Raw genomic sequence first — 21865 nt, 5'->3', positions numbered from 1 at the left:
GACCGCAAATGTGCCGGGCCGCCATGCAGCAGATCTGCAACTAACCTTGAATCGACTGACCAGCAGGGTGTTCTACGGCTGGGGCCACCTGCGGTGCTGGGCCGGGCAATCTGACGCTGCGCGAGGCGGCAACGGTGTATTGGCCACTATCGGTGCGCCGAGCAGCCCGGCCGAGGGCCGCCCACGGGGTCATGCGCCGAGTGTCAGGTCCTGATCTCGGCCACTGCTGGCCACGCTGCCACTGTTGGTTACGCTTCAGCCATGTTCCGTGCGGCCCGGTCGGACGACTTCGAGCAGATCATCGGCCTCTACCGTCAACTGAACCCCGACGATCCGGTGCTGCGCGACGGATCTGACGTCGCGGCCTTTCAGCAGATCCTGAGCTCGCCGGCGCTGCATCTCTTCGTCCTCGAAGTGAATGGTGTCGTCGTCGCCACGACGTACCTCAACGTGATCCCGAACCTCACCCGGTCGGCGTCGCCGTACGCGGTCATCGAGAACGTCGTCGTCGAGGAGTCGCGGCGTGGCACCGGCCTGGGTCGGCTGATCATGGCCGGCACACTCCAGGCCGCCTGGGATGCGGGCTGCTACAAGGCGATGCTGATGACGGGTTCGCGTTCGCCTGCGACGCACGCCTTCTACCAGGCCTGCGGGTTTTCACCCGACGCCAAGAGCGCATATCTGGCCCGACCGTCTGAGGAAAGTCCAGACTGCTAGGCAGCGGGGAAGGTTTCGCGCAGCGCCGGGTCCAGCGTCCGGCCGCTCGTCGGTTCGATGAACAGGTCGGCGAGCAGGAGATCGGCGAGGTAGCTGGGGTTCACCCCCGACTCCTTGCGGCCGAGGGCCTGCGCCACGCCGCCGAGTCGCAGCGCGGCCCGCGCCGCGCCGGCCGGCAGGCGGCGGACCCGACGGGGGTGGCCCACCGCGTCGGCGATGCGCGCGATCATGTCGTGCCAGCTGAGGTTCTCGTCGGCGACCGGGATGTCCGCGCCGCTGGTCTGCTCCAGGGCGTCGACCGCGACCTCGGCCACGCTGCGGGCGGAGGCCGCGGCGCTGCCGCCGGTCGGGGCGACCAGCGGGGTACGCGAGCGGGCCCACCGGTCCAGCGGACCGGCCCAGTTGGGCAGCCGGTCGCCGGCCCGACCGAAGACGAAGGGCAGTTCGAGTACGGCGATCGGCAGGCCCTCGCCGGCGGCCGCCCGCCCCTCCCGGGCCTGCTCCAGGCGGCACCGGATGTACGTGTGCCGTTCGGCGAGGCGCCACTGCGGGTGGAGCCGGTCGAAGTAGGTGTAGTAGGAGCCCATCACGACGCCCCGGGTGAGACCTTCGAGGCGGGCGGCGGTGCACAGGCGCACCACCGGGTCGACGTTGTCGCGGCGGAACTCGGGGTAGATCGGCTTGGGCATTGGCCGCTGCTCTTCGGTGCGGGTGGCGTACACGACGCCGTCGTGACCGGCGAGCAATGGCCGCAGGTCCTCGATCGAGGCGGACCCGACATCGAGCAGGTGGTCGACGCCCGGCTGGGCGGTACGCGCCACCGTGGTGGCGGCGTGGCCACGTTCCCGGAGCACCTCCACGACGTGAGCGCCGATCAGGCCGCTGCCACCCACCACAAGAATTCGCACGGTGCATCGTCCACTCTGGAACCGGCCCCTTGTCAAGTCGGTGCCGCTGCGGCAGCGTCGCGGTTCGACCAGAATGGCACCCGGAGGTGATCGAGCGTGGTTGACCAGGAGAGCGTGCCCAAGCTGTGTTCGGTGGTGCTCGACTGCACCGATGCGAGGGCGCTGGCGGAGTTCTATCGACAGCTACTGGGCTTCGTCTACCGGCCCGGTGACGAACCGCCAGCGGCGGGCGAGGCGGACGAACGTGGCCGCGACTGGCTGGTGCTGCGGTCGCCCGCCGGTGGACCCCAGATCGCGTTTCAGCAGGTGGAGCAGCTGCCGGAGGCGACGTGGCCGTCGAATACCGTGCCCCAGCAGTTGCACCTGGACCTGACCGTGGAGTCCGTCGAGGAGTTGCTGGTCCAGCATGAGCGCGTGCTGCGCCTCGGCGGCCGACTGTTGTACGACCGCATCGACGACCCCGACGAGCCTCTCCGCGTGTACGCCGACCTGGCCGGACATCCCTTCTGCGTCTTCGTTGGCTGACGGCCGCGGCGCAACGCGGGTTGACAACCGGGAGCTCAACGACCTCCTCGCACCGATGATCGGGCAGTTCGACGCCGGAGTGCCGGCGGGCTCCTGAACTGCCCGCCCGCCGGTAGGGTCGTCGCGTGGATCTGGACGACATCGCCGCCCGGCTCGGGGTGCCCGTCGAGGACGTCGACCGCGTGCACCGGCTCGCCGGTGACAGACCGTCAGCTCCGTTGCCAGCCAAGGCCGACGCGCCCGCGATCCTCGACCGGCTCGCCGTGCCGCCGGACGACGCGACCGAGATCATGGCAGGCTGGCCCGACCCCGACTCTCCGCTGTGGACCCCGGAGCTGCGCTGGCTGCTCGACCGCTCGATCGCGCTGGTCCGCGCCGACCTCGCGGGCTACGACTGGATGTCGCCCGGCCCGGAACTGCCGCGAGAGCGGGGGCCGGCCTGGCGGCACCTCTACGTGTACGCGTACCTGGCCCTGGTCGACGTGGTGCGGGGATACCACCGCGACCACGGTATCCCCGATGCCGTGACCTGGGTGACCCTCGCTGACCTGGGCCGCAGCCTCGCGATCGACCGGCGGATGCGCGGCGAGGGCTGGCCGGTCATGCAGAGCTGGCTGACGCTGCACTCGCGCGGCAGCGTCTACGAGCTGGGCCGGCTACAGCACCAGCGTGGCGACGGCGCGATCGGCCTGCACGTCCCCGACACGGGGCCGCTGACCCCGCAGGCGGTCGCGGCGTCGCTCGACGAGGCCCGCGCGTTCTTCCCACGGCACTTTCCCGACGAGCGCTACACCGCGTTCTCCTGCGCCTCCTGGCTGCTCGACCCGCAGTTGCGGGAGTACCTTCCCGAGGACTCCAACATCGTGCGGTTCCAGCGCCGGTTCGAGCTGCAGCCCTACCAGGAGTCGGAGGGGCCGGACGCCGACATCGAGGTGCTGCGGTTCGGGTTCCGCACCCTGACCACACCGCTCGACGAGCTGCCACGCCGCACCGTGCTCCAGCGCGCGCTCATCGACCACCTGCGCGCCGGCGGCCACTGGTACTGGCGCCGCGGCCGCTTCCCGATCTAGCCACGCGCGTCGACGGCCGAGTTCCACCACGCCGCGTTGGCGGCTGCGTGGCCGGCCGGTTCGATGATCTCCCAGACCTCCACGATGAACCCGTCGGCGATACGCAGGACGTCGACCACCACGATCTCCGGCCCCGAACCGGGCAGTCGGCGTCGCGAGTGCACCACGACGTGGTCACCGTCGGCCAGCAGGTGCAGGATGTCGACCCGCATACCGACGGTCGGGCCCAGCGCGGCGCGGACCGCGGCGAGCCACTGCGCCTTGGTCGAGGTCGTCGCGTCCGACCGGTGATGGATGAAGTCCTCGCTCAGGTACGAGGCGAGCGTGTCGACGTCTCCCGTATCGATCAGCCCCGCCAACGCGCGACCGACGATGCTCTTGTTCTCGGTGGTCATGGGCGCAAGTGTTTCCCCGGCCCGGGTGGTTGTCGATGACATCGCATGTCATGGCGCCCGGAGCGACGATGAGTAGGCTCATGATCGTGTACGAGGTCGGGGAACTCCTGCGGCAGTGGCGCAAGCGCCGAGGGCTCAGCCAACTCGACCTGGCGATCGCCGCGGATGTCTCGGCTCGGCATGTCAGCCTGGTCGAGACCGGCAAGTCCACGCCGAGCGCCGGCATGATCCTCCGGCTCGCCGACCAGCTCCACGTGCCGCTGCGTGATCGCAATCAGCTGTTGCTGGCCGCCGGTTTCGCGCCCCGGTACGCGCAGCGCCCGCTCGACGACACCGCCCTGTCGGCTGCCCTCGACGCGGTCCGCAGGGTGCTTGAGGCGCACGAGCCGTACCCGGCGCTGGTCTTCGACCGCCGGTGGAACATCGTGCTGACCAACCGGGCGGTCGACCCGTTCTTCGCGTACGCGGCGCCCGACCTGTTGCGGCCACCGGTGAACCTGGTCCGGCTGGGCCTGGACCCGCGCGGGCTGGCCCCCCTGGTCGTCAACCTGGCGGATGTGCGGGCGGTGTTCCGCAGCCGGATCTCGCGTCAGCTCGCCGCCGCTCCCGACCCGGAACTCGCGGCACTCTACGACGAACTGCTGAACCCGCTGCCCGAGGAGCCGACCGGCCAGCGGGTCGACGCCGACGTGGTGATCCCGATGATCCTGCGGGTCGGTGGACAGGAGCTGCGGCTGTTCTCGACCATCACCACCTTCGGCACCCCGATGGACATCACCGTCGAGGAGATCGCGGTGGAGTCCTACTACCCGGCAGACCCGCAGAGCGCCGCCTACTTCACCGGGTAGGGCCCGGCCTGGTCACCGTCCAGGCCGGGCCCACCACTGGTCAGCCGGTGGTCAGGACGAACCTCTCCCAGGACCCGACCGACGTCCGGTTGGCGATCAGTGCCCCGGCTCCGGCGTTCTCGGCGGCCACGATCTGGTTGTTGGCCAGAGCCCGCAGACCGACGGTCCCGTCGGAGTTGTTGATGATCTGGAACGTCTCCCACGGTCCGATCGTCGTACGGTTCGCGATCAACGGATTGGCGCCGGCGTTGTCGGCGCAGACGTACAGGCCGTTGGCGCGCGACCGGAGGGCGATGTTGCCGTTGCCGGCGTCCACCCGGTCGAACTGCTCGGTCGTCGACACGCTGGCCTTGTTGGCGATCAGCGGGTTGGTGCCGACGGCCGACACGTACTGGTTGTTGACCTGCGCCCGCAGCGTGATTCCTCCGCTGGGGGTGGTGGTGCCGGTGGTGAAGGTGAACGCGTCCACGTCGAACAGGTTGCCCGAGCCGCCCTTGAACACCAGGTACAGCGTGGTCGTCGAGGCGGGCGGGTTGCTGATCGCGGTGGAGACGTCGACGAAGGTCTCCCAGCTACCGGTCACCGGCACCGTGGCGGTGCCCAGCAGGGTGCCGGTGGCGGACCCGGCGCGAACCTCGATGGTGCCGCCGGCGCCGGCCGAGGAGACCCGGGCGGTGAACCGGTTCGCGTTGGACAGGTTGTACGGCTGGTAGGAGATCCAGTCGTTGTTCTCGATGAACCCGGCCGTGCGGCCACCCTCGGCGTTGGTGTGGTCGGTGGCCTGGACACCGGACTGGGCGCTGAAGTGCTCACCCTGGCGGTGTTTCGGTTGCAGGGTCTTGATGCTGTGCGTGGTGAGCCCGCCGTTGTCGGTGTACGCGGCGTCGAAGACCCCGTAGATGTTGGCCGCCGCGTCGTGCTCGCCGTCCGTCGGGACGGTGATCGTGCCGCTGCACCCGGTCTTCGAGGTGATCTGGTGGGCGTGGCTGTCGTGGCCCAGCGCGTAGGTCAGGCTCACCTTGGAACAGTCGATCGTGCCGTCCTGCGGGTCGCTCACCGAGATTTGGTACGGCACCGTGTCACCGAAGGCGAACAGCTGCCCGTCGGTGGGCGAGGTGAGTGACACCGTCGGGGCGGTGTTGCCCACGGTGACGACCAGGCTCGCCGTGCCGGACAGGCCGGTCGGGTCGGTGACCTTCAGGGTGGGGCTGTACGTGCCGTTCGTGGTGTACGTCTTGGTGGGGTTGGCCGCCGTCGACGTGGTGCCGTCACCGAAGGTCCACAGGTAGCTGAGGGCGCCGCCCTCCGGGTCGGAGCTGCCGGCCGAGGAGAAGGAGATGGTCAGTGGGCTCGGCCCCGAGGTGGGGTTCGCCGAGGCGACCGCGATCGGGCTGCGGTTGCCTCCACCGATGTACTCGATCCGGAAGAGCGCCTGGTTGTTCGAGCCGGTGCCGTAGTCCAGCACGTACAGCGCGCCGTCCGGGCCGAAGGCCATGTCCATGACCTGGGTGCCGCTCCACGGGAAGTTGGAGATCTCCCCGCGCGTGCCGTCGGAGTTGACCGCGATGGCCTTGATCCAGCGGCGGCCGTACTCGCCGGCGAAGAACTGACCGTTGAGCGAGGCCGGGAACTTGATGCTGGAGTTGAGTGAGGCGTCGTACCGGTAGACCGGCCCACCCATCGGCGATTCCGAGCCGCTGCCGAACTCCGACGGCGAACCGGAGTCGCCCGCGTACTTGATCCAGGCCGGCTTCGCCGCGGGCAACGTGGTGAGCCCGGTGTTGCGGAACGAGTTGTTGGTCGGCCCGCCCGTGCAGTTGTACTTGGACTGCGAGGGCCCGGACGGGAAGGTGTATTCATTGTATGTTTCCGTGCTGGTGTTGCTGCCGGTGCAGTACGGCCAGCCGTAGTTGCCGGGCGCCGCGATGCGGTTGAACTCGACCTGACCGGAGGGGCCACGGCTGGAGTTCGTGGACCCGGCGTCGGGGCCGTAGTCGCCGAGGTAGACGACACCGGTGGCCTTGTCGACGCTCATCCGGAACGGGTTGCGCAGACCCATCGCGTAGATTTCCGGGCGGGTGCCCGACGTGCCGGGGGCGAACATGTTGCCCGATGGGATCGTGTACGTGCCGTCCGCCTGCGGCTTGATCCGCAGCACCTTGCCCCGCAGGTCGTTGGTGTTGCCCGACGTGCGCTGGGCGTCGAACTGCGGGTTGCGGTTGGTCCGTTCGTCAAGTGGCGCGTAGCCGGACGACTCGAACGGGTTGGTGTCGTCGCCGGTGGTCAGGTACAGGTTGCCGGCGGCGTCGAAGTCCAGGTCGCCACCGACGTGGCAGCACTGCCCACGGTCGTTGGCGACTTGGAGCACGATCTTCTCGCTGCCCAGGTTGAGCGTGTCGTCGCTGTTGAGGGTGAACCGCGACAGCCGCAGGTGCCCCTTCCACCGGTCCCAGTCGGACTGCGAGCCGGTGGTCGGGGCGTCCCCGGACGGGGTGCTCAGCGAGGGGGAGTAGTACAGGTAGATCCACCGGTTGGTGGCGAAGCTGGGGTCGACGGCGACGCCCTGCAACCCCTCCTCGTCGTGGGTGTAGACCGACAGGGTGCCGGAGACCTTGGTGTTGCCGGCCACGTCGGTCACCCGCAGGACGCCGTTGCGGGCGGTGTGCAGCACCGAGCGGTTGGGCAGGACGGCCAGGGACATGGCCTCACCGAGCTCGCCCGAGCCGGTGGCGAGCTTGACCTGCTGATAGTCCGAGGCGGGGATGACCGCCGCCTGCGCGGTGGACGGTGCGGCCACAGCCAGGGTCACGCTCGCGACGGTGGTGACCGCCGCGAGGAGAGCCCGGGGCCAGCGCCGGGGGTACGAGGGCATGATCGTCCTTTCTCGACGACCGGGGGACGGGCGCGCGGGGGCGCACCACGACCGGGAGGGGTGGTGAGAGAGCGCGTCGAGGCGCTGTCAGTTGGTGGTGACGAGGTCGAACTTCTCCCACTGACCGATGGAGGTCCGGTTGGCGATCAGCGGGGAGGCGCCCGCGTTGTCGGCGGCGACGTAGCGGTTGTTCACCGTGGCCCGCAGGCTCACCGTGCCGTCGGAGTTGCGGACGAGCTGGAAGGTCTCCCAGGCGCCGGCGGTGGCCCGGTTGGCGATCAGCGCGGCGGCCCCGGCGTTCTCGGCCGCGACGAACTGCCCGTTGCCCTTGGCGCGCAGCGCCACGTTGCCGTTGGCGAGGTTGACCACATCGAACCGCTCGGTGGTGCCGACGGAGCTGCGGTTGGCGATCAGCGCGGTGGTGGCGTTGGGCGCGCTGACGTACTGGTTGTTGGCCCGGGCCCGCAGGGTGGAGCCACTGGGGGTGGGCGGCGGGGTCGTGGTGCGGGGCGAGCAGTCGGCCGTCACGGAGCCCGCCGCGACCTGGAGGCCGCCGAGCAGCATCCGGGTGAAGTTCGGGTCGGTGTACGACGCCTCGGTGTGTCCGAGGCCCGTGTACCAGGCACGCCCGCCGCCGTACGCCTTGCACCAGGTGATCGGGTGGTCGCCGCTCATGTTGCCGCCGCTGTAGGACGACTCGTCGAGGCTGGCCAGGACCCGCGCGCTGGACCGGGGGTTGGTGCGGTAGTTGTACCACTCGTCGGAGCGGACCCAGGTGGTGCCGAGGTGCGCGGTCGACGGGTTGGTCTGGTCCTCGATCCGCACGGTGGCGGTCTGGATCGCCGGGTGCGAGTCGAACCAGGCCCCGACCAGCGAGCCGTACCACGGCCAGTTGTACTCGGTGTCGGCGGCCGCGTGCACGCCCACGTAGCCACCACCGGCGGCGATGTACGACTCGAACGCGGTCTGCTGGCTGGCGTTGAGGACGTCGCCGGTCGTCGACAGGAAGACCACGGCCTGGTACTGGGCCAGGTTGGAGGTGGTGAACTGGGCGGCGTCCTCGGTCGAGGTCACGGTGAAGCCGTTGGCCGAGCCGAGCTGCTGGATCGCGGCGATGCCGTTGGGGATGGACGAGTGCCGGAAACCGGCGGTCTTGCTGAACACCAGGACCTTGGTCAGTGGTGCCGCCGAGGCGGGGGTCGGCAGGGCGACCAGGCTGGCCAGCATGACGGCCAGGCCGGTGACGAGTGCCAACAGGCGGGGACGGGAACGCATGGTCTTGCTCCTCTGCTGAGCGTCGACCTCAGGCTGTGCAGGCGGGCAGGCCGGAGGCCGCGATGGCGGTGGTGCGGAAGCCGGGCCGCCGATGCTCGGCTGAGGTGGTGCGGGGTGGTGGGGGATGGGGCACCGAGACCAGCCGACGACTCACGCCACCCACAATGGACGGTCGGAATTCATCGACTGGCATCGTTGACGCAGTAAACCTCCGATGTCTACGCCCCGTCAAGCCCACCGACACGGCGGTGGGGAGTCGCGCGGTCGACCTCGGTCGCCCTACGCGGGGCTGCGGGTGCCCCTGGTCGCCATGAGAATGAGGTCGGCGATCGTCTCCGGGTGGGTGACCATGGCGAGATGCGATGATTCGACCTCGATGGCCGTCGCGTTCATCCGATCGGCCAGGAACCGCTCCAGCTCCGGTGCGGTCGTGCGGTCCTGCGTCGAGATCGAGTAGTAGCAGGGCCGGTCCCGCCAGGCGGCCGTCGTCGTGCGGCCCTGGAAGAGGTCCTTGGCGATCGGGCCCTGCACCGCGTACAGGGCGCGGGCGCGGGTCTCCTCGACGCCCCCGGCGAAGTCGGCCAGGAAAGCGCTCTCGCTGAGCTGCGCGTACCCGTCGTGATGGACGAGGCCGGCGTTCGCCGGCGGGGTGGGGTATTTGGCCGCGAGCGCGGCGTAGTCCTCGCCGGCGTCCGGCGCGCGGGCCGCGACGTACACCAGCGCGGTGACCCTCGGGTGGTTGCCGGCCTCGCTGATGATCGTGCCGGCCCAGGAGTGGCCCGCCAGCACGGTCGGGCCGTCCTGCCGGTCCAGGGCGCGGTTGGTGGCGGCGACGTCGTCGGCCAGGGAGGTCAGCGGGTTCTGCACCGCGGTGACCGTCAGCCCGGCCCGTTGCAGCAGCGGGATGACGTCGGACCAGGAGGAGCCGTCGGCGTACGCGCCGTGGACCAGGACGACGTTGCGGGCGGGCTCGGCCGAAGACGTGTCGCTCATCTGAATCCCCCGCGTGCTCCTCGACGACAGCTCTCGCCCGCCACTCTTCCCCACGCCGGTCCGGCTGGTGGGCCAAACGCCCAGGCTTCAGCCGCTCAGCGCACCGGGTCCGGTGCGAGGGCGCGCCAGTTCAGGCGGTCCCGGTAGCGGTGTCGCAGGACCCACCAGCTGATCGAGAACGGGATGGCCCCCATGGCCACCACTCCCAGGACGTCCGCGCCGACCACGTCGAAGACCGCCCCGACGTCGCCGAACAACTGAGCGACCGTCTGGAAGGCGACGTGCAGGCCGATACCGGCCCAGATGTCACCGGTGGCGGCGCGGAAGGCGCCCAGCAGCAGCGCGAAGACGAAGAAGAGCGCCAGCCGGTCGACGGATCGGGCCGCCCCGACGAGGAACCCGAAGAGGGTGAAGAGCGCGGCCTGCCCGACGAGGGCCTGCCAGGCCGGCAGTCGGGTGGCGAGGTGGTGTTGCAGGTACCCGCGGAAGATCAGCTCCTCCGGCAGTGCCTCCTTCAGGAAGACGAGCACCACCAGCAGCGCCGCCACGCGCAGCACGTCCCCGACGGACGTCCGGACGCTGATCTCGACCCAGCCGAGGCCGAGGCAGAGCGCGAACCCGGCCGCGGCGGGGACGAGCCAGCAGGCCATGCCGAGCAGCAGACGCCGCCAGCCGGCGCGCAGCGACGGCAGCCCGAGGCCGGTCCACGGGCGTCGATCCAGCACGCGACGGGCGACAACCACCAGGGGTACGACGACAGCGGTGGTGAGGACCGCCCCGACCGCATGGGTGAGTCGGTCGTAGTCCCGGCCGAGCAGAGCGCCCAGGAACAGCCACACCAGCGTGGCGCCGGTGACCACGAGGAGGATCCGCCAGGGCAGAGCGAGACGCGATCCGGTGCTCACCACGCGCAGCGTAGCCAGCGGCGTCAAGGACGGACCGTCAGCGGCCGAGGACGAGGTAGGCGAGGCCGACGACACCTCGGTAACCGCCGACGTACTGGCGCAACCGGTCGTCGAGTTCCGCCCGGACGTCGGCTGCCCGGGGATCCTCCGGGTACGCCAGCAGCCACTCCTGCCGGCCGGCGAGCCAGGTGGACTCGAAGTCGTCCCATTCCCGCTGGTCGGCGGTGCTCAGGTGCAGCAGCCGCCAGCCCCGTTCGCGGGCGGCCTCGACCAACCCGGGAAGGCTCGGCACCTCCGGGCCGAAGACCTCGGCGATCTCCGCCGTGGGGGACCGTTCCCAGTACGCGTCGCCGAACAGCAACCGCCCACCGGGCCGGACCACGGCGGCGAGGGCGTCGAGGGCGGCTGCGGTGCCGCCGAAGGCGTGTGCCGAGCCGATGCAGAGGACCCGGTCGGCCGGCTCCTGCCAGGCCGCCGCTTCCCCCATCACGAAGGCGACGTGCCGGTTCAGCGACCGACCCGCGGCCAGCCGCCGCCCCCGGGCGAGCGCGGCCTCGTCGGTGTCGACGCCGACGCCCCGCGTCGCGACCGGGCCGGACACGCCGCCGGCGGCGACCGCCCGCAGCAGCAGCTCACCCCAGCCGCAGCCGAGGTCGAGCACGCGCGCGCCCGGGCGGACGTCGAGCCGTTGCAACAGCAGCGCGGCGTGCTCCGGCGAGAGCGGAGTGTTCCAGCGCATCCGCGCGTAACGGCTGGCGGCGAGGTGGTCGATTGACTGCATCCGTAGAGGGTGCCAAGGCGTGCGCCGGGCCCGGCACCGGGGCGTACGGCAGGATCGGTGGGGTGGACGCGGAGCGTGCGGGACCGGCGCGGCGGCCGACCCCGCAGGAGGTGGCCGCGGCGGCCGGCCGAGGGCTGCCGGACATCATCGGCCCCGGGCTGCGCGTGCTGTTCTGCGGCTTCAACCCGGGTCTCTACTCGGCCGCGGTGGGGGAGCCGTTCGCCCGTCGGGGCAGCCGCTTCTGGCCGGCGCTGCACGGGGCTGGCTTCACCGACCGTCAGCTGCGCTCGTGGGAACGCGACGAGCTGCTGCGGCAGGGACTGGGCATCACCAGCCTGAGCAACCGGGCCACCGCCCGAGCCGACGAGCTGACCTCGGAGGAGTTGGTGGCCGGGGCCACCGGGTTGGCGGTGAAGGCCGAGCGTTACCGGCCGCGCTGGGTGGCGGTCCTCGGGGTGACCGCGTACCGGATCGCCTTCGCCCGGCCACGGGCCGGGCTGGGCCCGCGACCGGACCGGCTGGGCCCGGCCCGGGTCTGGGTGTTGCCGAACCCCAGCGGCCTGAACGCGCACTTCCCGCTGCCGGCGTTGACCGCCGAGTTCGCCAAGCTGCGGCGGGAGCTGGACCGCTAGCCGGCCGCGGCGGCCAGCTCCTGGTAGTAGGGCTGCATCGCCGGGTGGTAGTCGTCGAACTCGGGGCGGGGCGAGCCGTCCCGGGAGGCGACCAGCAGGTCCAGGTAGTACTCCCAACCGGCGCCCACCTCGGCGATCCCCTCGACGCTGCTCAGGTGCTGCACGAACCGCAGCTCGGTGGTGCCGTCGGTCTCGGTCAGCGACAGCTCCAGCAGCCAGCTGCCGTAGTCGTCGACCATCGACACGGCGAGGCGCTGCCGCGGTTCGCACGCGTCGATGCGCATCTCACACCAGGGCTGCTGCTCCTCGTACGCCATCTGGACCCGGATGGTCCGTCCGGGCCCGGCGTCGCCCTCCCACGGGCCGAACCAGCGGGCCGTGCGCTCCGGCTCGGTCAGGCTGGCCCAGACGTCCGCCACCGGGGCGCGGAAGGTTCGGGTGAGGACGAGATCGTGCCCGGTGTCGGTGCGGAACAGGCGTCCGGCGGGTGTGCGGGTCATGCGGTGTGCTCCCTTCGGTGCTCCGCCGGGCCGCGGCTGCGGCGCTCTCGGCGGGTGCGATAGACCTCGGTCTCCAACGCGTCGAGATGCCGGCCCCACCGGTCGACTGTGGTGAGCCCGGTGAGCCAGTCGAGCAGCGGGGCGAGCGGGCCCGGATCGAGCCGGTAGATCCGCTGCCGTCCGACCAGCTCGTCACGGACCAGGCCGCTCTCGCGCAGCACCCGCAGGTGGCGGCTGATGGCGGGCCGGCTGATCGTGAACCGCAGGGCGATGTCGCCAGCGGAGAGGGGTTCGGCGCGCAACATGGTCAGGATGTGCCGCCGTACCGGGTCCGCGATCGCGACGGCCACCTCATCCACTCCAGAAGCGTAACCTATAGGTTACGGATTTGCTCGCTGTGGACCTCCGGGAACGCAGACCGCTGCATCGATGGTGGGCGCATGATCACTTGACCTGGCACTCTGTACGGATGGCCGCCCTGCTTCGCTCCCGCTTGACCGACTGGACATTCGTCGTACCCGTGCTCGCCGTCCTGGTGTTGATCGTCACCTGGGGGCGGAGCCTGCCCGGCCCGGTCATCGTGGTGGTCGCGGTGCTGCTCGGAGGTGCCGTGCTCGCGGCCGTGCACCACGCGGAGGTGGTCGCCCACCGGGTGGGGGAGCCGTACGGGTCGCTGGTGCTCGCCGTCGCGGTCACCGTGATCGAGGTCGCCCTCATCGTCACGCTGATGATCAGCGGGCCGGAGAAGACCCAGTCGCTCGCCCGGGACACCGTCTTCGCCGCCGTCATGATCACCTGTAACGGGATACTCGGCCTGTCCCTGCTGCTCGGGGCGCTGCGCCGTCGCGTCGCGGTGTTCAACCCGGAGGGCACCGGCGGGGCCCTGGCCACCGTGATCACCCTGGCCACCCTGAGCCTGGTCATTCCGACCTTCACCACGGCCCGGCCCGGCCCGGAGTTCAGCCCGGCCCAGCTCGCCTTCGCCGCCGTCGCCTCGCTGGCGCTCTACGGGCTGTTCGTGCTGGTGCAGACCGGCCGGCACCGCGACTACTTCCTGCCGGTCGACAGCCGGGGAAAGGTGATCGACGCGGAGGAGCACGCCAAGCCCCCGACCACCCGCGCGGCGCTGGTCAGCCTGGTGCTGCTGCTCGTGGCGCTGGTCGCGGTGGTCGGCGACGCCAAGACCGTCTCACCGACCATCGAGGCCGGCGTCGCCGCGGCGAACCTGCCGCACGCGTTCGTCGGCGTGATCATCGCGCTGCTGGTGCTGCTGCCGGAGACCCTGGCCGCCGCCCGCGCCGCCCGCCGCGACCGCGTGCAGATCAGCCTGAACCTCGCGCTCGGCTCGGCGATGGCCAGCATCGGCCTGACCATCCCGGCCATCGCGATCGCCTCGATCTGGCTGGACGGCCCGCTGCTGCTCGGTCTCGGCGGCACCCAGCTCGCCCTGCTCGCGCTCACCGCCGTGACCGCCGTCCTCACCGTGGTGCCTGGCCGGGCCAACGTGTTGCAGGGTGGCGTACACCTGGTGCTGTTGGCCGCCTTCGTCTTCCTGGCCGCCAGCCCCTGACCGACACCGCCCGCCGGCTCAGCCCGTAACCCGTACGGCCCGCCGACTCAGCCGGTGACCCCGCACGGTCCGCCGGCTCAGCCCGTGAGACCCCGCACGGCCCGTCGGCTCAGCCGGTGGGCGGTGGGTCGCTGGCGAGACGCTCCGCGCGGGCGTTCAGGTAGCGCTGTTGCGCCAGGTTCGTCGAGCGCGCCGCCGCCACCCGGTACGCCTCCCGCGCCGCGACCCGCTCACCCTCCAGCTCCCACAGGTGGGCGCGGGCGGCCGGCAGTCGAGGGTCGTCGGCGAGCCGGGGGTCGTCGGCCAGGTCGGCGAGCAGCGCCAACCCGGCCGACGCGCCCCGGCTCATCGCCACCGCCACCGCGTGGTTGAGCGCCACCACCGGGTTGTCGGACATCCCGAGGAGCACCTCGTACAGGGCGGTGATCTGTGCCCAGTCGGTGGCCGCCGCGCTGGGCGCCTCGTCGTGCACGGCCGCGATGGCCGCCTGGAGCTGGTACGCCCCGACCACCCCGCGCGGCAGCGCCTCCGTGATCAGCTCGACCCCCTCGGCGATCTGGTCGGCCCGCCACCGGGAGCGGTCCTGCTCGGCCATCGGCACCAACTCGCCGTGCGGACCGATCCGGGCCGGCGCACGGGCGTCGGTGAGCAGCATCAACGCGAGCAACCCGGTGACCTCGGGGTCCTCGGGCAGCAGCCGGCGCACCAGCCGGGTCAGCCGGATCGCCTCGGCGGTCAGGTCGGCGCGCAGCAACCCGGGCCCGGCCGTGCGGGCGTACCCCTCCGTGAAGATCAGGTAGAGCACGTGCAGCACGGCGGCGAGCCGGTCGGCGCGTTCCGGGCCGGTGGGCGGCGCGAACCGCAGTCCACTGTCGCGGATCCGCTGCTTGCCCCGACTGATCCGCCGGGTCATCGTCGCCTCCGGTACCAGGAACGCCCGGGCCACCTCGGCGGTGCTCAACCCGCCCACCGCGCGCAGGGTGAGCGCGATCTGCGACGCCGCCGACAGCGACGGGTGGCAGCACAGGAACAGCAGGATGAGCGTGTCGTCGGCGTCCGCCGGTGGACGGTCGGCGGCGGGGGCGCGCCACTGCTCCGGCAGCACCCACCGGGCGACCCTGTCCTCCCGCCGCATCCGGGCCTGCTCGCGACGCAGCAGATCGGTCAGCCGGCGGGACGCCACGGTGATCAGCCAACCGCGCGGATTCTCCGGTACGCCGTCGCGCGGCCAACCGTCCGCCGCGGCGATCAGCGCCTCCTGCACCGCGTCCTCGGCCGTGTCGAAGTGCCCGTAGCGGCGGACCAGCGCGCCGAGGACCTGCGGCGCCAGCTCGCGCAGCAGGTCCTCGACGGGAGTCTCCGGCACCGGGTCAGCCGGCCAGGTCCTCGACACCGTCGAGCACCGGCCGCACGTCCACGTACCCACCGGGGGCGTCCGGGTCGACCAGGCCGGCGGCGATCTCGGTGGCCCGGTCGAAGCTGGCGCACTCCACGATGGTGTAACCGGCAAGGACCTCCTGCGTCTCCGGGTACGGGCCGTCGGTGACCACGGGCGCCCCCTCACGGACCTGCACCCGGCGGGCGTGCACCGGCTCGCTCAGCCCTCGGGCGTCGACCAGCTCCCCGGACTCGGCCAGCGCCTGGTGGAAGGTCTCCATGTGCTTGTGCATCGCGGCGATCTGCTCGGCCGACATCGCCGGCCGGTCGGACGCCCGCCCCGACAGCACGTCGTAGTCCTGCTGCGACCCGTAGAGCAAAATCATGTACTTCACGGTTTTTCCCCTCCTCCTGTGGGACACCACCCCGGTGCCTCACAGGAAACGTCGAACCCCACACCCCCACCCGGACACGCCCACCCACCTGATCTGTTGATCAAGAGGTTCGCGTCACGACACGCCGGGCGGGATGACGTGAACCTCTTGATCACGGGACGCAAGGGGTGGTGGGTGGGGCCTAGGTTGGCGGGATGACGGTGGTGTGGGTGGTGGTGGCAGTTTTTGTGGTGGTGGCGGGGGTGGCGTTTGGGGTGGTGGTTTGGCGGGGGCGGGCCGGTGAGGTTGAGGGCGATGACGCTCGGGCTGGGCGGGACGCTCGGGTGCGGCAGCAGCGGTACGAGGCCGGGCGGCACGGCGACCAGGGCGACACCTGGCAGCGCGGCCGTGAGTCGGGCGGCTGACCCGCACTGCCTCGGCCCGCGGCGCCTGAACCGTTCGGCCGCACGGTGCGTGAAACCGGTGACGGGCGTTTCGGTCCTACCGTCGGGGTACTACCAGCCTGAGCGCCGATGTCTGGGGAGGCACAGTGGGGGCACGGTTCGGACGCGACGCGCGGGGCCCGTTGGCGGGACTGCTGATCGCCGCCCTGGTCTCCCTCGCCTGCGCCGGCGGTGGGCTGGCCGAGCCGGAGGCCGAACGCCCCGGTGCGAACCCGACGGCCGCCTCGCCGGGGCCGAGCACCACCCGGGCCGACAGCACCACCAGTGTGGCCGAGTTCGAGCAGGACGTCGCCGACGCGCAGACAATCGCCGAGCGGTACTGGGCGGCCCAGTTCAAGGAATCCGGGCAGCGGTTCCGCCCAGTCCGGCGCGTCATCCCGTACCAGCGCGACGGCGAGGTGTCCTGCGGCGGCCAGCCGTTGCCCCGCAACAACGCCGTCTACTGCTCGCAGGGCGACTTCATCGCGTACGACGTCGCCTGGTCGGTGGGGGCGTTCCGCCAGGTCGGCGACGCGTTCGTGTTCTACCTGCTCGGGCACGAGTACGCGCACGCCATCCAGGTGCGGCTCGGCATCAACTACAGCTTCACCATCCAGCAGGAGTTGCAGGCCGACTGCATGGCCGGCGCGTACCTCGGTGACTCGGTGCGCTCGGGTGCCCTGACCCTCGCCGAGGGCGACCTGGAAGAGTTCCGGGAGGGGGTGGCGGCGGTCGGCGACGACCCGGACCAGCCATGGTTCGCGGAAGGCGCGCACGGCACCGCCGAACAGCGCACCGACATGTTCTTCCGGGGTTACGAGGGTTCCCTGAAGGAGTGCGACCTGGGCTGAGCGGGGTTGCCCGCATCACCCTGGCACCCGTTGCCGCCACCGGCCCCGGAGGGTGCTGGCAGGATCGCCGGTGTCGGTCACGACCCTGGAGGTTCCGCTGAGCAGCCATCACCCCGCCGCTGTGCTCTTCGACATGGACGGCACGTTGGTCGACAGCGAGAAGCTGTGGGACGTCGCGTTGCAGGAGCTCGCGAGGGAGTACGGCGGGGAACTCTCCGTCGACGCCCGCCAGTCGATCATCGGCACCGCCATGGCCGAGTCGATGCGCATCCTGCACGACGACCTGGGGCAGCCCGAACGGGATCCGGAGATCAGCGCGGCGTGGATCAACGCCCGGATCCTGAAGCTGTTCCGCACCGGTCTGCGTTGGCGGCCCGGGGCGTTCGACCTGCTGCGCGCGATCCGCGCGGCGGGAATCCCCACCGCCCTGGTCACCTCCAGCCCGCGGGCGCTGGTCGAGATCGCCCTGGACACCCTCGGTCGGGACAACTTCGACACGGTGGTCGCCGGCGACGAGGTGGTGGCGGCCAAACCGCACCCCGAGCCCTACCTGACCGCGGCCCGGCTGCTGGGTGTGCCGATCGAGCGGTGCGTGGCGATCGAGGACTCACCGACCGGGGTGGCCAGCGCGCTCGCCTCGGGCGCGGCGGTGCTGGCCGTGCCGGCGGAGGTGGCGTTGCCGAGCACTGTCGGCGTACACCAGGTGGAGAGCCTGACCGGCGTGGACCTGGAGCTGCTCGCGGCGCTGCTGACCGACCGGGCTGCGGCGACCGGCTGACCCGCCCGGCGGGTCAGGAGCGCCGCAGGGTTCAGGGGCGCTCGGCGAAGACCGCGGCGACCACCTGGTAGCTGTCGAAGGCCCGCGCGGCCCCCGCGTAGGCGGCCAGGTGGATGAAGAGCTCGACGATCTCCTCTCTGGTCACGCCCGAGGTCAGCGCGATGCGCAGCTGCCCGCGCAGCGGCTCGTGGGTGCCGAGGGCGGCGGCGATCGCCACCGAGACCAGGCACCGGCTGCGCAGGTCCAGGCCCTCCCGGGCCACGCCGCGCCGAAGGTCTGCACGGTGGCGAGGCGACGGAAGTCGTGCCCCACCGGCGGCTCGCCCTCGCCGAGCGGGAGGACCAACGGCTGGCCCAGCAGCCGCTCGGCGTTGTCGAGCGCCTGCTGGTACGCGTCCTGATCGGTCATGTCACCGGCCCCGGCTCTCCGACCGCCCGGTCGCGGGCGGGCCGGCGCCCTGCCGGCAGCACCAGCCTGGCAGTCGCCTGCGGGCGGCCGAGGACGAATGAGGCAGCCCGGACAGGCCGAGGCCCCCGGTCGCGCGGATGGCGACCGGGGGCCTCGGCAGTGCCGATCAGTCGTGGGCGATGGCGCCCAGCACGTTGATCCGGGCCGCCCGGACGGCCGGGAGCACCGCGGCCACCACGCCGATGATGGCGGCGAGGCCGAGGAAGACACCCATCTGCCCCCAGGGCAGGATCAGGTCGGTGATGCCCTCGTCCTTGAGGGCCTCGACCACGGCCGCGCCGAGGCCGGTGCCCACCGCCACGCCGAGCAGCGCGCCGAACACCGAGATCACCACCGCCTCCACGGTGATCATGCCCATGGTCTGGGACCGACGTAGGCCGATCGCCCGCAGCAGACCCAACTCGCGGGTCCGCTCCAGCACCGACAGGGCCAGGGTGTTGATGATGCCCAGAACGGCGATCACGATGGCCAGCGCGAGCAGGATCTGGATCATCGTGAGCAGCCCGTCGAGCGAACTGGTCTGCTGCTTGATGAATGCGTCCCGGTCGGCCACCGACACCTCGGGGCTGTCCGCGAGCAACGCCTCCACCTGCGGCTGGACGTCGGACACCCGGGTGCCCGGGGCCAGCTGAATGAAGCCCTGGATGGGCTGCGGGATGGCGAAGTCCTTCGCCGCCGCCGGCGGCAGCGTCACCGGGTTGGTCAGCTGCGACGACTCATAGATGCCGCTGACCGTGTAGGTGCGTGCCTCACCGCGGGTCAGCTGCACGCTCACCGTCGAGCCCACCGACCAGCCACGGGAGGTGGCGGTGTCGGAGCTGGCGAGCATCTGGGTCGGCCCGATCCGGTCGATGTCACCGGCGACGGGCTTCGCCCCGAAGATCTGCCGCAGCGACGCCGGGTCGCTGCTCGCCGCGACCCAGGTGCTCTCGCCGTCGATCCGCCCCATGTCGCCGTACTCGCCGTCGACCAGCCGCACACCGGGTAGGGCCTTGGCCCGGTCCAGCACGCCGGGGTCGAACGTCGGCGGACGCGGGCCACCCTGCTGGCCGGCGATCACCAACTCGGCCTTGATGGTGTCCTGGGCCAGCGCGCTGATGCTGCCCTTGGCCGAGTCGAGGATGACCGTGACCCCGGTGACCAGCGCGATGCCGACCATCAGCGCGGCGGCCGTGATTGCGGTACGGCGCGGGTTGCGCCCGGAGTTGAGCCGGCCCAGCTTGCCCGGCACCGACCAGGAGAAGATCGCGCCGAGCAGGCTCACCACCGGCCGGCTGATCAGCGGGGTCAGCAGCGCCACCCCGATGAAGGCGAACAGCACCCCACCGAGGATGGTGGACAGCGTCTGACCGCCGGCGTTGCCGCTGAGCCCGAGGAACAGCAGCACCGCGCCGATGCCGGTGACCAGCGACCCGGCCACCGTCACCTTGGTCAACGGCCGGTCCGGGGTGGCCACGTCCTGCATCGCCGCGATCGGCGGGATCCGGGACGCCCGCAGCGCCGGCAGCAGCGCCGCCACCACGGTGATCACCAGACCGACGCCGAACGAACCGATCACCGCCGCCGCCGGCACACCGATCCCGGCCAGGGTGAGCCCACCGGCGAGCTTGCCGAACAGGTACGCCAGCAGCGCGCCCACCCCGATGCCGGCGGCGAGGCCGAGCACCGACGCGATCAACCCCACCGCGATGGCCTCCAGCACCACCGAACCGATGATCTGCCGGCCGCTGGCCCCGATGGCCCGCATCAGTGCCAACTCCCGGGTCCGCTGCGCCACGATGATCGAGAAGGTGTTGAGGATCAGGAAGGTGCCCACCAGCAACGCCACCGCGGCGAAGCCGAGCAGGATCTTGTTGAAGAAGGACAGGCCCTCCTTCAGGCTGGCCGAGGCGTCCGCGGCCACCTGCTCACCGGTCTTCACCTCGAAGTCCGCGCCCAGGGTACGGGCCACGTCGTCGCGCAGCTTCTCGTCGGAGACCCCGTCGGCGGCCTGCACGGTGATGCTGCTGAACACATCCGGCTCGCCCAGCATCAGCCGCTGCGCCACCGGCGTGGTGAAGAAGACCTCGTTGACCCCGCCGATCGAGTCCCGGTCACCGCTGTAACCGAAGACGCCGACCAGGGTGAAATCCCGCTTCTTCGACTCGAACGCGGTGAGCACGCCGACCTTCTGGCCGACCTGCACCTTCGCCGCCGTGGCCAACGCCTTGTTGATGACGATCTCGTCCTCGGCCTGCGGCGCGCGCCCCTCGCGCAGTTGCAGCAGCTCGCTCTCGCCGGTCCAGTTCTCGCCCAACTGCGGCGGGCCGAACGAGGTGACCACCTTGCCGTTGCTGCCGATCACCCGGGCGCCATCGGCGTTGACGACGCCCGTCGCGGAGGCCGCCCCCGGCACCTGCTTCACCCGGTCCACCAGGGCGGCCGGCAGCGGGGCGACGCTCTGCTCGCCCTCCATCTCGTTGATCTGCACCTTCGGCTTCGCCGCGACGTTCACGTCGATCTCGGAGAAACCGTCGGCGAAGACCGAGTCGAAGGAGCGACCCAGCGTGTCGGTGAGCACGAATGCGCCGGAGACGAACATCACCCCGAGCACCACCGCCAGGCCGGACAGGATCAGCCGGACCTTGCGGGCCAGCAGACTCTTCAGTGTCGCGCGGAACATCAGTTGCCCACCTCGGCCGGAGTGTCCAGCTTCTTCATGGTGTCCAGCACCGTCTCGGCGGTCGGCTCGATCAGCTCCGAGACGATCTCGCCGTCAGCGAGGAAGACCACCCGGTCGGCGTACGCGGCGGCCGTCGGGTCGTGGGTGACCATCACGATGGTCTGGCCGTGCTCCCGCACCGAGTTACGCAGGAAGTTGAGCACCTCCGCGCCGGAGCGCGAGTCCAGGTTGCCGGTCGGCTCGTCCGCGAAGATCACCTCGGGGCGGGAGACCAGCGCCCGCGCGCACGCCACCCGCTGCTGCTGCCCACCGGAGAGCTGCGCCGGCCGGTGGTCCAGCCGGTCCTTCAGACCCACCGTCTCGATCACCGTGTCGTACCAGGCCGGGTCCGGCTTGCGCCCGGCGATCGACAGCGGCAGCAGGATGTTCTCCTTGGCGGTCAGCGTCGGCAGCAGGTTGAACTGCTGGAAGATGAAGCCCACCTTGTCGCGGCGCAGCTTCGTGAGCCCCGCGTCGCCCAGCCCGGTGACCGTCGTCTCACCGATCGACACCGTCCCCCGGGTCACCGAGTCCAGACCGGCCAGGCAGTGCATCAGCGTCGACTTACCGGAACCCGACGGGCCCATGATCGCGGTGAAGCGGCCACGTTCGAACTCGGCGCTGACCCCCCGCAGCGCGACGACCTGAGCCTCGCCGCTGCCGTACACCTTCCACACGTCGTTCGCCCGGGCCGCGGCCTGCGCCTGCTGGCCTACCGTCGCGGTCACGTCATCTACCTCTTCCGTCTGTCCGAAAATGCACGCCGCCCCCCGAATGGTCCGGCGCGACTGTTCAATCATCGGTGCTTTCCCCGCCCGTCCCGTCCGACCCTGGGGGGACTCGGCGCGGATTTCCCGCTGCGGGTGCCCCCCTATGTCGCAT

Annotated in this window: 23 protein-coding genes; 9 read left to right on the top strand and 14 right to left on the bottom strand. The window is 71.2% G+C overall.

The annotated features are described in order from the left end of the window. The first annotated feature begins 261 nt into the window (after positions 1-261). Positions 262-717 (top strand): GNAT family N-acetyltransferase, encoded by a 456-nt coding sequence (locus AC5L30_RS24160; protein WP_494869913.1) that lies wholly within the window; start codon positions 262-264, stop codon positions 715-717. On the opposite strand, the gene AC5L30_RS24155 is transcribed toward AC5L30_RS24160, so the two are convergent. Then, positions 714-1625: an NAD-dependent epimerase/dehydratase family protein gene (locus tag AC5L30_RS24155; protein WP_494869912.1), complete on the bottom strand. Its 912-nt coding sequence runs from the start codon at positions 1623-1625 to the stop codon at positions 714-716. The genes AC5L30_RS24160 and AC5L30_RS24155 overlap by 4 nt on opposite strands. 96 nt (positions 1626-1721) lie before the next feature. Between AC5L30_RS24155 and AC5L30_RS24150 the strand changes: the two genes are divergently transcribed. Together AC5L30_RS24150 and AC5L30_RS24145 are read left to right on the top strand one after the other, a co-directional pair. Continuing rightward, the gene (locus AC5L30_RS24150) at positions 1722-2150 is read left to right on the top strand and encodes a VOC family protein (protein WP_494869911.1); all 429 of its coding nucleotides are present in this window, start codon (positions 1722-1724) and stop codon (positions 2148-2150) included. 125 nt (positions 2151-2275) lie between these two features. Further along, positions 2276-3220, top strand: a complete 945-nt coding sequence (locus AC5L30_RS24145; protein WP_494869910.1) for an acyltransferase domain-containing protein — start codon at positions 2276-2278, stop codon at positions 3218-3220. On the opposite strand, the gene AC5L30_RS24140 is transcribed toward AC5L30_RS24145, so the two are convergent. Continuing rightward, a complete protein-coding gene (locus AC5L30_RS24140) occupies positions 3217-3615 on the bottom strand; it encodes a nuclear transport factor 2 family protein (protein WP_494869909.1) in 399 nt (132 codons plus the stop codon). The genes AC5L30_RS24145 and AC5L30_RS24140 overlap by 4 nt on opposite strands. Positions 3616-3683: 68 nt before the next feature. Here AC5L30_RS24140 and AC5L30_RS24135 point away from each other — a divergent pair, with 68 nt between their 5' ends. Continuing rightward, positions 3684-4463: a helix-turn-helix domain-containing protein gene (locus AC5L30_RS24135; protein WP_494869908.1), complete on the top strand. Its 780-nt coding sequence runs from the start codon at positions 3684-3686 to the stop codon at positions 4461-4463. A 40-nt stretch (positions 4464-4503) separates the two neighbouring features. On the opposite strand, the gene AC5L30_RS24130 is transcribed toward AC5L30_RS24135, so the two are convergent. From AC5L30_RS24130 to AC5L30_RS24110, 5 genes are all read right to left on the bottom strand, one after another. Continuing rightward, a complete protein-coding gene (locus AC5L30_RS24130) occupies positions 4504-7335 on the bottom strand; it encodes a PQQ-dependent sugar dehydrogenase (protein WP_494869907.1) in 2832 nt (943 codons plus the stop codon). Between the two features lie 87 nt (positions 7336-7422). Continuing rightward, positions 7423-8562: a ThuA domain-containing protein gene (locus tag AC5L30_RS24125; protein ID WP_494870033.1), complete on the bottom strand. Its 1140-nt coding sequence runs from the start codon at positions 8560-8562 to the stop codon at positions 7423-7425. Positions 8563-8889: 327 nt separating this feature from the next. Further along, positions 8890-9603, bottom strand: a complete 714-nt coding sequence (locus tag AC5L30_RS24120; RefSeq protein WP_494869906.1) for an alpha/beta fold hydrolase — start codon at positions 9601-9603, stop codon at positions 8890-8892. Between the two features lie 95 nt (positions 9604-9698). Continuing rightward, positions 9699-10508 carry a CPBP family intramembrane glutamic endopeptidase gene (locus AC5L30_RS24115; protein ID WP_494869905.1) on the bottom strand — a complete coding sequence of 270 codons (810 nt, stop codon included), beginning with the start codon at positions 10506-10508 and terminating at the stop codon, positions 9699-9701. Between the two features lie 37 nt (positions 10509-10545). Further along, entirely contained in the window at positions 10546-11289 is a 744-nt protein-coding gene (locus tag AC5L30_RS24110) for an SAM-dependent methyltransferase (protein WP_494869904.1), read from the bottom strand. Between the two features lie 62 nt (positions 11290-11351). Between AC5L30_RS24110 and mug the strand changes: the two genes are divergently transcribed. Next, on the top strand, positions 11352-11921 hold the full coding sequence (mug, locus tag AC5L30_RS24105; protein ID WP_494870032.1) for a G/U mismatch-specific DNA glycosylase: 570 nt from the start codon (positions 11352-11354) through the stop codon (positions 11919-11921). Here mug and AC5L30_RS24100 read toward each other — a convergent pair. Then, positions 11918-12421 carry an SRPBCC family protein gene (locus AC5L30_RS24100; protein WP_494869903.1) on the bottom strand — a complete coding sequence of 168 codons (504 nt, stop codon included), beginning with the start codon at positions 12419-12421 and terminating at the stop codon, positions 11918-11920. The two genes, mug and AC5L30_RS24100, sit on opposite strands and share 4 nt — an antisense overlap. Beyond that, complete coding sequence (locus AC5L30_RS24095) at positions 12418-12780, bottom strand: metalloregulator ArsR/SmtB family transcription factor (RefSeq protein ID WP_494869902.1); 363 nt, start codon at positions 12778-12780, stop codon at positions 12418-12420. The genes AC5L30_RS24100 and AC5L30_RS24095 overlap by 4 nt, the downstream gene beginning before the upstream one ends. 110 nt (positions 12781-12890) lie before the next feature. On the opposite strand from AC5L30_RS24095, the gene AC5L30_RS24090 reads away from it, so the two are divergent. Next, positions 12891-13991: a calcium:cation antiporter gene (locus AC5L30_RS24090; protein WP_494869901.1), complete on the top strand. Its 1101-nt coding sequence runs from the start codon at positions 12891-12893 to the stop codon at positions 13989-13991. Between the two features lie 109 nt (positions 13992-14100). Here AC5L30_RS24090 and AC5L30_RS24085 read toward each other — a convergent pair whose 3' ends face one another. Together AC5L30_RS24085 and AC5L30_RS24080 are read right to left on the bottom strand one after the other, a co-directional pair. Further along, entirely contained in the window at positions 14101-15357 is a 1257-nt protein-coding gene (locus tag AC5L30_RS24085) for an RNA polymerase sigma factor (protein ID WP_494869900.1), read from the bottom strand. Positions 15358-15361: 4 nt separating this feature from the next. Continuing rightward, positions 15362-15754: a YciI family protein gene (locus AC5L30_RS24080; protein ID WP_238661275.1), complete on the bottom strand. Its 393-nt coding sequence runs from the start codon at positions 15752-15754 to the stop codon at positions 15362-15364. A gap of 203 nt (positions 15755-15957) precedes the next feature. Between AC5L30_RS24080 and AC5L30_RS24075 the strand changes: the two genes are divergently transcribed. From AC5L30_RS24075 to AC5L30_RS24065, 3 genes are all read left to right on the top strand, one after another. Beyond that, entirely contained in the window at positions 15958-16167 is a 210-nt protein-coding gene (locus AC5L30_RS24075; RefSeq protein WP_494869899.1) for a hypothetical protein, read from the top strand. Between the two features lie 125 nt (positions 16168-16292). Further along, on the top strand, positions 16293-17036 hold the full coding sequence (locus AC5L30_RS24070) for a neutral zinc metallopeptidase (RefSeq protein ID WP_494869898.1): 744 nt from the start codon (positions 16293-16295) through the stop codon (positions 17034-17036). Positions 17037-17157: 121 nt separating this feature from the next. After that, positions 17158-17814 (top strand): HAD family hydrolase, encoded by a 657-nt coding sequence (locus tag AC5L30_RS24065; RefSeq protein WP_494870031.1) that lies wholly within the window; start codon positions 17158-17160, stop codon positions 17812-17814. A 31-nt stretch (positions 17815-17845) separates the two neighbouring features. On the opposite strand, the gene AC5L30_RS24060 is transcribed toward AC5L30_RS24065, so the two are convergent. The 3 genes from AC5L30_RS24060 to AC5L30_RS24050 form a co-directional block, all read right to left on the bottom strand. Then, entirely contained in the window at positions 17846-18076 is a 231-nt protein-coding gene (locus AC5L30_RS24060) for a carboxymuconolactone decarboxylase family protein (RefSeq protein ID WP_494869897.1), read from the bottom strand. Between the two features lie 312 nt (positions 18077-18388). Beyond that, complete coding sequence (locus AC5L30_RS24055) at positions 18389-20944, bottom strand: ABC transporter permease (protein WP_494869896.1); 2556 nt, start codon at positions 20942-20944, stop codon at positions 18389-18391. Then, a complete protein-coding gene (locus AC5L30_RS24050) occupies positions 20944-21711 on the bottom strand; it encodes an ABC transporter ATP-binding protein (RefSeq protein WP_112587338.1) in 768 nt (255 codons plus the stop codon). The genes AC5L30_RS24055 and AC5L30_RS24050 overlap by 1 nt, the downstream gene beginning before the upstream one ends. Positions 21712-21865 lie beyond the last annotated feature (154 nt).

Source organism: Micromonospora sp. BQ32, assembly GCF_059358895.1.
Note: the sequence above shows the minus strand (reverse complement) of the source record. Positions and strands in the feature narration are given on the sequence as shown.